General features: G+C 69.0%; 15 protein-coding genes. 13 read left to right on the top strand and 2 right to left on the bottom strand.

Features of this window, described 5'->3' with window-relative positions:
* The first annotated feature begins 29 nt into the window (after window positions 1–29).
* The 6 genes from sucB (at window position 30) to lipB (ending at window position 5,821) form a co-directional block, all read left to right on the top strand.
* On the top strand, window positions 30–1,808 hold the full coding sequence (gene sucB / locus ACLJO0_RS38705) for a 2-oxoglutarate dehydrogenase, E2 component, dihydrolipoamide succinyltransferase (protein WP_410584557.1): 1,779 nt from the start codon (window positions 30–32) through the stop codon (window positions 1,806–1,808).
* A gap of 155 nt (window positions 1,809–1,963) precedes the next feature.
* On the top strand, window positions 1,964–3,034 hold the full coding sequence (locus ACLJO0_RS38700; protein WP_410584555.1) for a serine hydrolase: 1,071 nt from the start codon (window positions 1,964–1,966) through the stop codon (window positions 3,032–3,034).
* A gap of 22 nt (window positions 3,035–3,056) precedes the next feature.
* Window positions 3,057–3,557, top strand: coding sequence for an ArsR/SmtB family transcription factor (locus ACLJO0_RS38695; protein WP_125794822.1), 501 nt, complete (start codon window positions 3,057–3,059; stop codon window positions 3,555–3,557).
* Window positions 3,558–3,571: 14 nt separating this feature from the next.
* Window positions 3,572–4,456 carry a TIGR01777 family oxidoreductase gene (locus ACLJO0_RS38690; protein WP_410584552.1) on the top strand — a complete coding sequence of 295 codons (885 nt, stop codon included), beginning with the start codon at window positions 3,572–3,574 and terminating at the stop codon, window positions 4,454–4,456.
* Entirely contained in the window at window positions 4,453–5,067 is a 615-nt protein-coding gene (locus tag ACLJO0_RS38685; protein WP_410584550.1) for a phosphatase PAP2 family protein, read from the top strand. The genes ACLJO0_RS38690 and ACLJO0_RS38685 overlap by 4 nt, the downstream gene beginning before the upstream one ends.
* A 10-nt stretch (window positions 5,068–5,077) precedes the next feature.
* Window positions 5,078–5,821, top strand: coding sequence for a lipoyl(octanoyl) transferase LipB (gene lipB / locus ACLJO0_RS38680; protein ID WP_410584548.1), 744 nt, complete (start codon window positions 5,078–5,080; stop codon window positions 5,819–5,821).
* 81 nt (window positions 5,822–5,902) lie between these two features.
* Here lipB and ACLJO0_RS38675 read toward each other — a convergent pair whose 3' ends face one another.
* Window positions 5,903–6,838, bottom strand: a complete 936-nt coding sequence (locus tag ACLJO0_RS38675; RefSeq protein WP_410584546.1) for an LLM class F420-dependent oxidoreductase — start codon at window positions 6,836–6,838, stop codon at window positions 5,903–5,905.
* Between the two features lie 24 nt (window positions 6,839–6,862).
* Window positions 6,863–7,480 carry a TetR/AcrR family transcriptional regulator gene (locus ACLJO0_RS38670; RefSeq protein ID WP_125787950.1) on the bottom strand — a complete coding sequence of 206 codons (618 nt, stop codon included), beginning with the start codon at window positions 7,478–7,480 and terminating at the stop codon, window positions 6,863–6,865.
* Window positions 7,481–7,612: 132 nt separating this feature from the next.
* Here ACLJO0_RS38670 and ACLJO0_RS38665 point away from each other — a divergent pair, with 132 nt between their 5' ends.
* From ACLJO0_RS38665 to ACLJO0_RS38635, 7 genes are all read left to right on the top strand, one after another.
* The gene (locus ACLJO0_RS38665) at window positions 7,613–8,143 is read left to right on the top strand and encodes a hypothetical protein (protein WP_410584544.1); all 531 of its coding nucleotides are present in this window, start codon (window positions 7,613–7,615) and stop codon (window positions 8,141–8,143) included.
* A gap of 42 nt (window positions 8,144–8,185) precedes the next feature.
* Window positions 8,186–9,142 carry an oxidoreductase gene (locus tag ACLJO0_RS38660; protein WP_410584542.1) on the top strand — a complete coding sequence of 319 codons (957 nt, stop codon included), beginning with the start codon at window positions 8,186–8,188 and terminating at the stop codon, window positions 9,140–9,142.
* A 37-nt stretch (window positions 9,143–9,179) separates the two neighbouring features.
* Window positions 9,180–10,181 carry a lipoyl synthase gene (lipA, locus tag ACLJO0_RS38655; RefSeq protein WP_410584540.1) on the top strand — a complete coding sequence of 334 codons (1,002 nt, stop codon included), beginning with the start codon at window positions 9,180–9,182 and terminating at the stop codon, window positions 10,179–10,181.
* A gap of 61 nt (window positions 10,182–10,242) precedes the next feature.
* Complete coding sequence (locus ACLJO0_RS38650) at window positions 10,243–10,905, top strand: DedA family protein (RefSeq protein WP_125794814.1); 663 nt, start codon at window positions 10,243–10,245, stop codon at window positions 10,903–10,905.
* Between the two features lie 9 nt (window positions 10,906–10,914).
* Entirely contained in the window at window positions 10,915–11,781 is an 867-nt protein-coding gene (locus tag ACLJO0_RS38645) for a patatin-like phospholipase family protein (protein ID WP_410584537.1), read from the top strand.
* A 107-nt stretch (window positions 11,782–11,888) separates the two neighbouring features.
* Window positions 11,889–13,079, top strand: a complete 1,191-nt coding sequence (locus ACLJO0_RS38640; protein WP_410584535.1) for a L,D-transpeptidase — start codon at window positions 11,889–11,891, stop codon at window positions 13,077–13,079.
* Window positions 13,080–13,094: 15 nt separating this feature from the next.
* Window positions 13,095–13,832, top strand: a complete 738-nt coding sequence (locus ACLJO0_RS38635; protein WP_410584533.1) for an SIR2 family NAD-dependent protein deacylase — start codon at window positions 13,095–13,097, stop codon at window positions 13,830–13,832.
* The last annotated feature ends 436 nt before the right edge of the window (window positions 13,833–14,268 follow it).

Genomic DNA, 14,268 nt, shown 5'->3' with positions numbered 1-14,268 from the left:
GCAAGACATATCAAGGGAGTCAGCGAACGATGGCCTACTCCGTCACGTTGCCGGAGCTCGGTGAGAGCGTCACCGAGGGCACCGTCACCCGGTGGTTGAAGCAGGAGGGCGACACCGTCGAGGTCGACGAGCCGTTGCTCGAGATCTCCACGGACAAGGTCGACACCGAGGTCCCGTCCCCGGTCGCCGGCAAGGTCGTGAAGATCAGCGCGCAGGAAGACGAGACCGTCGAGGTCGGCGGCGAGCTCGCCGTCATCGACGACGGGACCGGCGGGGTGCCGGAGTCCTCCGGTTCCGCCGAGCCCGCCGCCGAAGAGGCGCAGCCCGAACCCGAGCCCGAGCCGGAGCCCGCGCAGGAGGAGGCCTCCGCGCCGTCCCAGCCGGACACCGCGCCGGCTTCGGGTGGTGAAGGCACCGAGGTGAAGCTGCCCGAGCTGGGCGAGAGCGTCACCGAGGGCACCGTCACCCGGTGGCTCAAGCAGGTCGGCGAGAGCGTCGAGGTCGACGAGCCGCTGCTCGAGATCTCCACGGACAAGGTCGACACCGAGGTTCCGTCCCCGGTCGCCGGCACCGTGCTGGAGATCCGCGCCGGTGAGGACGAGACCGTCGAGGTCGGCGGTGTACTCGCGGTGATCGGTGCCGCCGGTTCCGCCCCGGCGCCGAAGGCCGAGCCCAAGCCGGAACCCAAGCCCGAGCCGAAGCCGGAACCCAAGCCGGAACCGAAGCCCGAGCCCAAGGCCGAAGCGGCTCCCGCGCCGAAGCCCGCCCCGGCTCCTCAGGCCGCCCCGGCTCCCAAGGCCGAGGCCCCGAAGCCGGCGGCGAGCAGCGACAACGGTTCGGACAACGCGCCGTACGTGACGCCGCTGGTCCGCAAGCTCGCTTCGGAGCACGGCATCGACCTGTCGTCGCTGACCGGCAGCGGTGTCGGTGGCCGCATCCGCAAGCAGGATGTGCTCGCGGCCGCCGAGGCCAAGCAGAAGGCCGCCCAGGCTCCCGCCGCGCAGCCCGCTGCCGCCGCCGCCCCGGCTCCCGCCGCCGCCCCGTCGGCTCCGCGCAAGGCCGCGGTTTCGCCGGAGCTCGCCGCTCTGCGCGGCACCGTGCAGAAGGCCAGCCGGATCCGTCAGATCACCGCCACGAAGACCCGCGAGTCGCTGCAGATCTCCGCGCAGCTCACGCAGGTCCACGAGGTGGACGTCACGAAGGTCGCCAAGCTGCGTCAGCGGGCGAAGGCGGCCTTCAAGGAGCGCGAGGGCGTCAACCTGACGTTCCTGCCGTTCTTCGCGAAGGCCACCGTCGAGGCGCTCAAGCAGCACCCGAACGTCAACGCGTCCTACAACGAGGACACGAAGGAGATCACCTACCACGGTGCGGTGCACCTGGGGATCGCGGTGGACACCGAAAAGGGTCTGCTGTCGGTGGTCATCCACGACGCGGGTGAGCTCAGCCTCGCCGGTCTCGCGCACCGCATCGCCGACCTGGCGGGCCGCGCGCGTTCGGGCCAGATCAAGCCGGACGAGCTGTCGGGCGGCACCTTCACGATCACGAACATCGGCTCCAACGGCGCCCTGTTCGACACGCCGATCATCGTGCAGCCGCAGTCCGGCATGCTCGGTACCGGCGCGGTCGTGAAGCGCCCGGTCGTGATCGCGGACGCCGACGGCAACGACACGATCGCCGTCCGATCGATGGCGTTCCTGCCGCTGACCTACGACCACCGCCTGGTGGACGGGGCCGACGCGGGCCGCTTCGTCACGACGATCAAGCAACGCCTGGAAGAGGGCAACTTCGAGGACGAGCTCGGTCTCTGATCCTCGGGTAGTCGATCAAGGCCCTCGTCCCGCTTCGGCGGGGCGGGGGCCTTCTTCTTTCTCTCCGCAATTCGTCACCTACTTGCGAGGGTTTGACACACAGCCCGAACTCTAGTATTCCGGAATTACGGAAAACGAGAGGGAGGATGTCACCCATGCTGACCAGACGCCATCTGCTGGCGGCTGCCGCCGCGGGGTCGGCCGCGTTGCTGCTGCCGGGAACCGCGACCGCGGCCCAGCCGGACACGACGACCGAACAGGGCTGGCTCGACTGGATCGCCGCCCACCGCGGCGACGTCTCCGTCCTGATCGACGACGGCGCGGGTCGCCGCGCCTCGCGCAACGCCGACGTCCGGCGTGTTCTGGCCTCGTCGATCAAGGTCGTGCACCTCAGCGCGTACGCCGAAAGCCGGCTCGACCCGGAGGAACAGATCCGGGTGGGCGACTGGGACGCCCACCACCCGTTCGTCGCCGACGGCCGCGCGCATTTCCAGGCGCTCAACTGGCTGGGCGTTCCCTGCGACGACTTCGGCATCGCCAAGGACCCCGAACAGCGTGTCCCCCTGGCCAGGCTCGCCGAAGCGATGATCCTCTTCAGCGACAACGCCGCGACGGACTACCTCCGCACCCGCCTCGGCGATCCCGCCCTCCAGCGGGCGGCGGCGCGGGGCGGCTGGTTCCGGCCGGACACCCGATCGCTGGGCGGCGAGGTCCTGATGCTGATGATGCCGGAGTACGCGCCCCCGCCCGGCAGCCCGGTCGCCGTCCGGCGGGCGATGGGCGACGCGGTCGCGCGCCGGTTCGTCCGCGATCCGCGGTTCCGCGCCGAAGCCTTCAAGCGCTGGCCGGACATGCCGGGCACGTCCGACGCCCAGTGGCCGTGGATCAAGGGGCACGGCCAAGGCTCGGCGTCGGATCTGTTCTCGCTTCACCGCAGTATCGCGAAGGGCCTCTACACACGCGCGCGCGAGATCCTCGCGAAGCCGCTGGCAGACCGCGTACCGCCCGGAGCGAGCGAAGTGCTCTTCAAGGGCGGAAGCCTGCCGCGTTCGCTGACCATCGGGCTCTCCGTCCGTTGGCCTGGCGGACGGTCGGGTACGGCCGCCGTCCTGCTCACCGGCGTGAGCGACCAGGACATGCAGAACGCCCTGCCGCTCATCGATCTCGTGCTCGCGGCGCTGTCCGACCCGGCGCGGTTCACCGCCCTGGAACGGGCGCTCCGCTGAGGCGACGGTATAGATAACCGGTATGAACGCTGAGTTCGCCGACCGGATCGCCGCCCTTGAAGCACGGGTCGCCGCCCTCGAAAGTCGGCACAGCGAGCAGCAGGCCGAGCCCGCGGCGAGCCCCGGCGGCCTGGTCGGCTACCACGGCGAACTGACCGAGCCCCTCGAACTGAGCTGGGCGATCAACGTCACGCCCGGCCCGATGCTGGCGTTCGCGGACGGGCCGCGGGTCGAAGTGCTCGCGGCCCTGTCCAGCACCGCGCGGGTGGCGCTCGTGCGGACGCTGGCCGAGAAGGGTGCGCAGACCGCGCCCGCCCTGCAGGAAGCCGCCGAACTCGGGTCTCCCGGCCAGCTGTACCACCACCTCAAGGCGCTGACCGGCGCCGGAATCGTCGAGCAGGACAAACGCGGCAGTTACCGGCTCCGGCCCGCCGCGACGATCCCGGTGCTGGTGCTGCTCACCGCCGCCTCCGACGTCGCCGGGCAACTGAAGAACCTGAGCGTGCGACCGGATCGCGGATAGGACACGATCGGATCATGCGAGTTCTGATCGCGGGCGCGAGCGGACTGATCGGCACCTCCCTGACGACCCGGTTACGCCGGTCCGGGCACGAAGTGGTCCGCCTTGTGCGCCGGGAGGAGCGGGCGGCCGACGAGCGCCGCTGGGATCCCCCGGCCGGAGAGATCGCCGACGGCGCGCTCGACGGGGTCGACGCCGTGGTGAACCTCGCGGGCGCGCCACTGCTGCCGGGGCGCTGGAGCGCGGCCCGCAAACAAGTACTCCTCGACAGCCGGGTCGAACCGACCGAGGTACTCGCGGAAGCCGTCGCCGAGCACGGGACCCCCGTGCTGGTCAACGCCTCCGCCGTCGGCTACTACGGCGATCCCGGTCCCTCCATCGTGGACGAATCGAGTCCGGTGGGACGCGGTTTCCTCGCCGGGCTCTGCACCGCGTGGGAGGGCGCCACCGAGAGCGCGGCCACCGCGGGTGCCCGGGTCGTGCGCGTCCGCACCGGGCTGGTGCTCGCGCGCGAGGGCGGGCTCCTTGACGTCCTGCGGCCGCTGTTCCGTTTGGGGCTCGGCGGGAAACTCGGCGGCGGCAGGCAGTACATGCCCTGGATCTCGCTCGACGACGAGGTCGGCGCACTCGTTTTCGCGCTGGAGAACGAATCGCTGTCCGGTCCGGTGAACCTCTGCGGACCGCAGCCCGCCACGAACGCCGCCTTCACGAAGGCGTTGGGCCGAGCCGTGCACCGGCCGGCGATCTGGCAGGTGCCGGGTTTCGCGATGAAGATCGCCCTCGGGCAGGCGGCCGAGGAGATGGCGCTGTTCGGGCAGCGCGCCCTGCCCCGGGTGCTGGAGGAGGCGGGTTACGCGTTCCGCCATCCGACCCTCGAGGACGCGCTGGCCGCCGCGACATGACCGTGCGGCGCGGCCTGTACTCCCTCGCCGGAACGCTGCTGCTGATCGGTTTCGTCACCCTCGGGTCCTACGTCGACCAGCGGCCGCCGCCGGTGGACGTCGCCCTCGCCGACGCGTTCCGCGGCCAGCACACCCAGGCCGCGGGGCAGGTGGCGGGCCTGGTCACGAACGTCCTCGGCCCGGTCCTCCCGTTCGTGCTGGGCGCGGTGCTGGCGGTGCTCGCCTGGCGCCGCCGGGACCTGACCGTGTTGTGCGTCAAACTGGCCGTCGTCCTGGTGTTGTGCCGGATGACCAGCTTGATCGCGAAACCGGTCTTCTACCGGGAACGGCCTCGCGAATTCCCCGATCTGAGTTATCCGAGCGGACACGTGGTCGCCGTCGCGTGCACCGGGTTCGTCGCGGTGCTGCTGTGCGCGTGGACCCGCCCGCATCTGGCGCGGCTCGCGATGACGATCGCCGCCGCGGCGACGGTGCTCGGTGCGCTCTGCCGCATCGTGCTGGGCGTGCACTGGCTGACCGACACCGCGGGATCCGTACTCGCGGTGGGTGGCGTGGGCCTGATTTCGGCGGCCGCGCTGGGCCTGCTCCCCCTGCCGGAAGACCCGGCGTAGTGTCGCTGACGTGAGCTCTTCGACCACGTCATGCCGCGCCTCCGCCGAGCCCGTCGACGTCCGCGAGATCGGGACGATCGACTACACCGAAGCCTGGGAACTCCAGCGAAAGCACGTCACAGCCCGTGCCGACGGTGACGGCCCGGACACCATGCTGCTGCTGGAGCACCCGTCGGTGTACACGGCGGGCAAGCGCACCGAAGCCGAGGACAGGCCGACCGACGGCACCCCGGTGATCGACGTCGACCGCGGCGGCAAGATCACCTGGCACGGGCCCGGTCAGCTGGTCGGGTACCCGATCGTCAAACTCGCCGACCCGATCGACGTCGTGCACTACGTCCGGCGTCTCGAAGAGGCCCTGATCACCGTCTGCGATCAGCTCGGCGTGCACACCGGCCGGGTCGAGGGCCGCAGCGGCGTCTGGATCCCGGCCGACGACCGCGGTGTCGAGCGGAAGATCGCCGCGATCGGCATCCGCGTCCAGCGCGGCGTGACCATGCACGGTTTCGAGCTGAACTGCAACCCCGACCTCGGCGCCTTCGACAAGATCGTCCCGTGCGGCATCCGGGACGCTGGCGTCACTTCGCTTTCCTACGAGCTCGACCGCGAGGTCACCGTGGCTTCCGTGCTGCCGATGGCGCGCGAAGCCGTGCTCGCCGCGCTGGAAGGCGACCTCCCGGTGAACGACGAGCGCTGGCTGCCGCGTCCCGAGGCACCCGCCGCCCCCGGCGTCACCTTCGCCCTGCAGAGCTGAAGGGGACTTTCCCCGCATAGGACGCGGTGAAGGGCGCTTTCCCCGCATGAGATGCGGGGAAAGCGCCCTTCAGCCCCCGCCTCAGTCCAGCTGAGGAGCGACCTCGGAAGCGATCAGCTCGATCTGGTCCAGGTCCGAAAGGTCCAGCAGCTGAAGGTAGAGCCGGGTGATCCCGGTCTTCTCCCGCCACTGCCCGATCTTCTCGACGACCTCCGACGGCGTCCCCGCGAGCCCGTTCTCCCGCAGCTCCGGAACCTCACGGCCGATCACGCCGGCGCGCTTGGCGACCTCGGCGTCGTCACGGCCGACGGCGACGACGAGCGCGGCCGAGCGGAGGATCTCCTTGGGATCGCGGCCGATCTCGCGTGCGGCGTCGTCGACGCGGCCGAACTGCTCGGCGGCGAAGTCGGGCCCCACGAACGGCAGGTTGAACTCGTCGGCGTAGCGAGCGGCGAGTGCCGGGGTGCGCTTCTTGCCGCCACCGCCGATGATCACCGGCGGCCGGGGCCGCTGCGCGGGCTTGGGCAGGCCTGGCGAGTCGACGAGTTTGTAGTGCTCGCCGTCGAAGGAGAACGTCTCCCCCTCCGGCGTCTCCCACAGCCCGGTGACGACGGCGAGCTGCTCGGCGTAGCGGTCGAAGCGCTCCTTGATCGGCGGCAGGTCGAGGCCGTACGCGGTGTGCTCGTCGTCGTACCAGCCCGATCCGAGGCCGAGTTCGACGCGGCCACCGGACATCTGGTCCACCTGCGCGACCGAGATCGCCAGCACCGAGGGGTGCCGGAAGGTGGCGGCGGTGACGAGGGTGCCCAGCCGGACACGACTGGTCTCACGGGCGAGACCCGCGAGGGTGATCCACGCGTCGGTCGGCCCGGGCAGGCCGGTCGCCGAACCCATCTTCAAGTAGTGATCGCTGCGGAAGAAGGCGTCGTAGCCCGCGTCCTCGGTGGCCTTGGCCACCCGGAGCAGGTCTTCGTAGCTGGCCCCCTGCTGGGGCTCGGTAAAGATCCTGAGGTCCACGAAGCCACCATATAGACGGCTTCGTCAGCTCGCTTTCCCGTGCTCGGCGGGCGGAACCCGGCGGAATCCGACGAGCAGCCGCACCAGGACCTCCTCGACCTGAGCGCTGACCTTCTTCGGCTCCGGCGAACTCGCGATCTCGATGGCCGCGCTCGACAGCGCGCCGAACAGCAGCCGCGCGGTGACGTCCACCGGGACGTCGTCGACCTCGCCGACCTCGATGAGCGCCTGGATCCCGGTGCGGACCAGGCCGAAACTGCACCGTTCCTCCGCCTCGCGCCAGCGCTCCCAGCCCATCACCACCGGCGCCTCGTGGATCGCGATGCGCTGGTACGCCGGGTCGAGGCAGCTCTGCAGGAAGCCGCGCAACCCCGACAGCGCCCGCTCCCACGGCGAGGCCGGGCCGTTCATGATCTTTTCGAGCCGGTCGAAGACCTGGCTCTCGACCGTGTCGAAGGCAGCCTCGAACAGCGCCTGCTTCCCACTGAAATGGTGGTAGAGCGCGCCCTTCGTCACCCTGGCCCGCTTGGCGATCTCGTCGAGAGACGTGCCGGCGTATCCGCGTTTGGTGAACAGCTCCACGGCACTCTCGACGAGTGCCGACCGGGTGGACTCGGAATAGTCCAGCCGCCTTGACCTCATTGTCGCCACCTTCACAACTTTACGCCGCCGGCCCCACTCCATACCCATGGTATGTTGGCTCCTGTCAGGTCCGTACCGGGAGTATGCCGCAAACCTGCGGTATGAACCGCGTCACGGAGGGGAGCCATGATCATGAGCTGGAACGACTTCTACCAGCGGCGCGACATCCTCGAAGCCGCACTGCGCCAGGCGGGTCATCACCTGTCCGACGCGATCTCACTCGAAGCAATCCCTGGTGCCACCAAGTACTTCGCCACCGAGGAAGAGCTTCTGCTCGCGCTTCGGTACAAGTGGAACCAGGTGTTCGCCGGTCACCTCCGCGCGGAGATGACCGATCCGGACTACGCCGACCAGGACCTCGCGCTCGACAGGGTCGAAGCCGTCACCCGCGCCTGGAACAGCGCCACCGCCGAGCACGAGATCCTCCGCGCCGTTCTCGACGCGGCCCTCGAACGGTGCCCCGCGCTGATCCCGTCGCACGAAGCCGAACTGCGCACTCTCGCGCTGACGGCGGGACTGGCCGACGGCAACGAGCCGGCCGGAGAGATCACCAAGGTCGGCAGCGCGTTCGCCACCCTGCTCCGGCACGGACGGCACGCGAAACCCGCCCGCCGCCGCAGCCCCATGGGTCACCTGCTCCGGTTGCTCGCGCCGAGTGCGTGATCCGGCGTAGCGACGCTGCCGACGATGTAGTTAGGTACCGACATGGCTGCTCACGCGCGCTGGACCGAGGCCGACATCCCTGATCAGACCGGCCGGACCGTGTTCGTCACGGGGGCGAACTCCGGGCTCGGGCTGCGCATGTCCGAGGTGCTCGCGGGCAAGGGGGCCCGCGTGCTGCTCGGCTGCCGGTCACCGGAACGTGGCGCCAAGGCACTGGAGCAGGTTCGCGCGGCCGCGACCGGGGAAGCCCCCGAACTCGTCCGGCTGGACCTCGCCGATCTCGACTCGGTCCGCGAAGCCGTGAAGAAGGTCCAGGAACTGACGGGCGGCGAACTCGACGTCCTGGTCAACAACGCGGGCGTGATGGCGACGCCGCGTGGTCACACCAAGGACGGCTTCGAGACCCAGTTCGGCACGAACCATCTCGGGCACGCGGTGCTGACCTGGCTGCTGATGCCGTCGCTGCGCAATGGCTCGGGAGCGCGTGTCGTGACCTTGTCGAGTGTCGCGGCGACAGGTGCGCGCATCGACGTCGCCGACCCGAACTTCGAACGCCGGATGTACAACCCGGGTTCGGCCTACGGCCAGTCGAAACTCTCCAATCAGGTGTTCGCGCTCGAACTCGACCGCAGGCTGCGCGCCGCGGGCGAGGACGTCGTCAGCGTGGCGGCACACCCCGGCTACACCTGGACCGGACTCGGTTCGGGGATGGCCCGCTCCTACCGCAACCCGGTGGTGCGCGCGCTCGTCGGCGCGGGCAACCGGATCGGCGAGATCTTCATCGCGCAGAACGCCCGCCAGGGCACGCTCCCGCAGCTGTTCGCGGCGACCTCCCCCGAGGTCGAAGGCGGCGACTACATCGGCCCTCGCGGGCTCGGCGGACTTCGCGGCGCACCGGTCAAGGTGCGCCCTCTGACGGCCGCGAGGAGCGAATCGCTCGGCGCCGCGTTGTGGGACGTGACCACCAAGTTGACGGGCGTCACCCCCGACCCCGCGTGAGCGGCGACCACTGCTCCGGCGGGCGTAGGGTGACGGGGTGAGTGCTGCCCCAGATGGCCGCAAGATGTTGCGGCTCGAGGTCCGGAATTCCCAGACTCCCATCGAGAAGAAGCCGCCGTGGATCAAGACGCGCGCGCGGATGGGTCCGGAGTTCACCGAGCTCAAGGGCCTGGTCAAACGTGAAGGCCTCCACACCGTGTGTGAGGAGGCCGGTTGCCCCAACATCTACGAATGCTGGGAAGACCGTGAGGCCACGTTCCTGATCGGTGGCGACCAGTGCACCCGGCGCTGTGACTTCTGCCAGATCGACACCGGCAAGCCTGCCGAGCTGGACCGCACCGAGCCGCGCAAGGTCGCCGAAAGCGTCCAGGCGATGGGCCTGCGCTACTCGACCGTCACCGGTGTCGCGCGTGACGACCTCGAAGACGGCGGCGCGTGGCTGTACGCGGAGACCGTGCGCCAGATCCACGCGCTGAACCCGGGCACCGGTGTCGAGCTGTTGATCCCGGACTTCAACGCCGACCCCGACCAGCTGGCCGAAGTCTTCGGCTCCCGCCCCGAGGTGCTCGCGCACAACGTGGAGACGGTGCCGCGGATCTTCAAGCGGATCCGGCCCGGTTTCCGGTACGCGCGGTCGCTCGAAGTGATCACGCGGGCCCGTGAGGCCGGTTTGGTGACGAAGTCGAACTTGATCCTCGGCATGGGCGAGACCCCCGACGAGGTCGCGCCCGCGATGAAGGACCTGGTCGACGCCGGCTGCGAGATCCTGACGATCACCCAGTACCTGCGTCCGTCGCCCCGTCACCACCCGGTGGACCGGTGGGTGAAGCCCGAAGAGTTCGTCGAGCACTCGAACGCCGCAGAGGCGATGGGCTTCGCCGGCGTCATGGCCGGGCCGCTGGTCCGCTCCTCGTACCGCGCCGGGCGGCTGTTCGCGCAGACGAAGCGCCACCGCGGCGAAGCGCTGTCGGAGAACTTGGCCCATCTCGCCGCCGAAGGACCCGCCGCGCAGGAAGCCAGCTCGCTGCTGGCACGGTGACTCCGGTCACCCTCTCCGCGACATCGCCACCCACCAGGTCACGAATCAGTAAAGTGACCTGGTGGCGTTGGTAACTGATCTTCTCAATTGGCTGCAGAGTCTCCCGGAACCGGGACTGGTCGCGGCGACCGGCGGACTGGTGTTCGCCGAATGCACCATCGGGCTCGGCTTCATCGCGCCCGGTGAATCGGGGCTGCTGGTCGCGGCCACGACGGCGACGTCGGTCTCCCGGTTCCTGACCCTGTGGGCCGTCGTGACAGTCTGCGCCGCACTCGGTGACTCACTCGGCTACGCGATCGGCAAACGCTTCGGCCCGCGCCTGCGTGAGACGAAGCTGATCCGCAAGTACGGCCTCGACGCCTGGGACAAGGCCACCGGCGTGCTCGAACGGCGAGGCGCGTGGGCGGTGTTCTTCGCGCGGTTCCTCCCGGTGATCCGCACGCTGACCCCAGCGGCGTCCGGGACGTCGGGCCTGCCGTTCCGCAAGTTCCTGCCCGCCGCCGCGGCGGGCGCGGCCTGCTGGTCGGCCATCCACATCGGTATCGGCGCCGCCCTCGGCGAGGCCGCCAAGAAGGTCGAAGGCGTGCTCAACACAGGCGGCCTGGTGATCGTCGGGGTGCTGGTGGGAGTCGCCGTGTTCTTCCTGCTGCGCTACAAGAAGAAGAAGGCGCTCGCCGTCACGGTCGAAGACGCCACTCCGGCGAAGGTCGGCGCGGAGGACTAGATTCCGGGCATGGCCGCCTTGAACCTGCCCCAGCCGATCGGTTTCGTCCTCGGCGGTGGAGGCAGTCTCGGCGCCATGCAGGTCGGGATGCTGCGGGCCCTCACCGAAAGCGGCATCGCGCCCGACCTCGTCGTCGGCACCTCGGTGGGTTCGCTGAACGCCGCCGTCCTCGCGCTCGAAGGTGAGGCAGGCGCCCGGCTCGACCGGATCTGGTCGCGGATGACGCGGCACGAGGCGTTCCCCGGCGGCGTGCTCAGCCAGGTGCGGACCCTGCGGCACAGCAAGACCAACCTGTTCCCCAACACCGGCCTCGCCGCGATCATCGACGAGCACATCGGCGAGGGCGTCCGGTTCGAGGATCTCGCGCTGCCGCTGGGCGTCGTCGCGACCGACGTCGACACCGCCGAACCGCTGCTCATCCGTTCAGGGCCCGTTCTGGCGCCCCTGCTGGCCAGCTGCGCGATCCCGGGGATCTATCCGCCGGTGCCGTTCGGGGACCGCATGCTCTACGACGGCGGCCTGGTCGCCAACGTGCCGATGCGCCAGGCACTCGCCATGGGCGCGAAGTCGCTCGTCGTCCTCGACTGCGCCTTCCCCGGCAAGATGCCCGGCACCCCGCAGACCTTCGCCGAGGTGATGATGTTCACCGCGATGATCAGCATGCGGAACCAGGCCGTGCTGGAGGCGCCCATCGCCGCGGCCGAGGTGCCCGTGGTCTACGTGCCGGGGCCGAAGCCGGTGCGAGTCAGCCCCTTGGACTTCAGCCACACCACGACACTCACCGCCGAGGCTTATGCGGCCGCGAAGACCTATTTGGGCGAATTGAGCGTCGATGGCCCCGGACTTTATGGTGCGCCCGGTCTCGTCGTTGCCTGACAGGCAACCATCCGGCATCGGTCACGTCTTCTTCGTCGCGTAGTTTTGAAAGAGAACTTTCCGCTGATCGCGCGACGTAACTGGTCACATTTTAAAGAGAGACCCATATGTTTGCCAAGAAGACATTACTTTCGACGGCCGGAATACTCGCCGCGATATTGGTGATCGCGGCCTGTTCGCCCTCGGGCGGCACCAATTCACCCGACACCAGCGCCAAGTCGGACACGAACCCGGTTTCGGTGACCATCGACCCGGCAGGTGGGACGAACGTCAATCCGGCGACCCCGGTGACGGTCAAGGCCGAGCACGGCAAGCTGATCGACGTCACCGTCAGCAACGCCGACAAGGGTAACCAGGTGAAGGGCGAACTGGCGGGCGACGGGCTCAGCTGGAAGACCACCGAGCCGCTCGGCTACGGCAGCACCTACAAGATCGTGGCGCACGCCCAGGGCACCGACGGGAAGCCCGTCGAGCAGCAGAGCAGGGTCTCCACGCTGAGCCCGAAGCAGCAGGCGAACCCGAACCTGATCCCGGCACCCGCCGCGGTCACGTCCGGTGGTGTCGGCGTCGGGCAGCCGATCGTGTTCGCCTTCGGCCAGCCGGTGAAGAACAAGGCCGAGGTGGAGAAGAAGCTGTCGGTGGAGTCCACGCCGAAGCAGGAGGGCTCCTGGTACTGGATCGACGACAAGAACGTCCACTACCGCCCCAAGGTGTACTGGCAGCCGGGGACGACGCTCAAGGTTTCGGCGACGATCTACGGCGTCGATTTCGGCAATGGCGTCTACGGCGCGACCGACCGCACGGAAACGTACAAAGTGCACGATTCCTGGGTCGCGAAAGCCGACGGCAACACCGAGCAGATGCAGATCTTCCACAACGGCGCGCTGGCGAAATCGATGCCCATTTCCATGGGCAAGGACGCCACGCCGACACATTTGGGCGCCCACGTCATTTCGGACAAACACGAGAACTACACGATGGACTCGTGCACCTACGGCGTCTGCCAGGGCCAGCCGGGGTACTACAAGGCGAACGAGAAGTGGTCGCTGCGGATCTCCAACGACGGCGAGTTCGTCCACGAGAACCCGAACAGCGTCGGCGCGCAGGGCAGCTCGAACGTGTCGCACGGTTGCATCAACCTCAACGCCGCCAACGCCCAGTGGTTCTACCAGAACATGGGGCTCGGCGATGTCGTCGAGGTGACCAACTCCGGCGGCCCGCAGCTGCCGGTCTGGGACCTCTACGGCGACTGGTCGAAGTCGTGGGCGGACTGGCAAGCGGGCAGCGCACTCAAATAGAGGCATGATGGGCGGGTGACCAGCACCCTGAGCACCGCCCGCTCACTCGTGGCCGGCGCCGGCCGGGTCGTCGCACTGACCGGCGCCGGGATCTCCACGGATTCGGGGATCCCCGACTTCCGCGGCCCGCAGGGCCTGTGGACCCGCGATCCGACCGCGGAGAAGATGTCGAACCTCCAGGCGTACCGAGAAAGTCGCGAGGTACGCGAACGCACGTGGCAGGCACGGCTGGTGCACCCCGGCTGGGACGCGGCACCGAACGCCGCGCACTACGCGCTCGTACGCCTGGCTCCGACGCATGTCGTCACCCAGAACATCGACCGGCTGCACCAGAAGGCGGGCTTCGCGCCGGATCGGGTGCTGGAACTGCACGGCACGATGTTCGAGTCCGTCTGCCTGTCCTGTGACGATCACCGGGACATGCGCTCGACGCTGGAGCGGGTCCGAGCGGGTGCGACCGATCCGCCCTGTCTGCTATGCGGCGGCATCCTGAAGTCGGCCACCGTGTCTTTCGGCCAGCACCTGGACCAAAATCTGCTCCGAGCCGCGCGAACCGCCGTCTCCGAGAGCGACCTCCTGCTGGTGGCCGGATCCTCCCTGAGCGTGCAGCCGGCCGCCTCGCTGGTGAGCGTCGCTTCGCGGGCCGGCGCCGACGTGGTGATCTGCAACGGCTCCGAAACGCCCTACGACTCCATGGCTTCCGCCGTCGTCCGCGGCCCCCTCAGCGAAACCCTCCCCGCCCTGATCCCCTAACCCCCGAGGCGTCCCCCTTCACTCCCGCCCCCAGAGCCGTTACGCCTCTGATCACGTGAGTTACGGCTTCAATCACGCGAGTTACGTCTCTGATCACGTGAGTCACGGGTTCAGTCACGTGTGTTCCGGGTTTGGTCACCTGTCCAGTCGCGTAACTCGCGTGATCAGGGACGTAACTCGCGTGTCTGGACCCGTGACTCACGTGATCAGGGGCGTAACTCGCGTGTTCAGAGGGACGACACGACGTCGCGGAGTCGCCATGCCGTGTCGTCCGTCTGGTCACGGGTGTCGCGGGTTTTGGGTATGAAAAAACGGGCCCAGGTCGGGAGAACTCTGGGTTCTCAACCGGCCTGGGCCCGTTTCTTTTTCAATGTTAGTCCGGCGGTGTCCTACTCTCCCACAACCCTTCGGTTGCAGTACCATCGGCGCTGTCAGG

The organism is Amycolatopsis sp. lyj-108 (genome assembly GCF_046549005.1).
GTDB lineage: Bacteria > Actinomycetota > Actinomycetes > Mycobacteriales > Pseudonocardiaceae > Amycolatopsis.
Note: the sequence above shows the minus strand (reverse complement) of the source record. Positions and strands in the feature narration are given on the sequence as shown.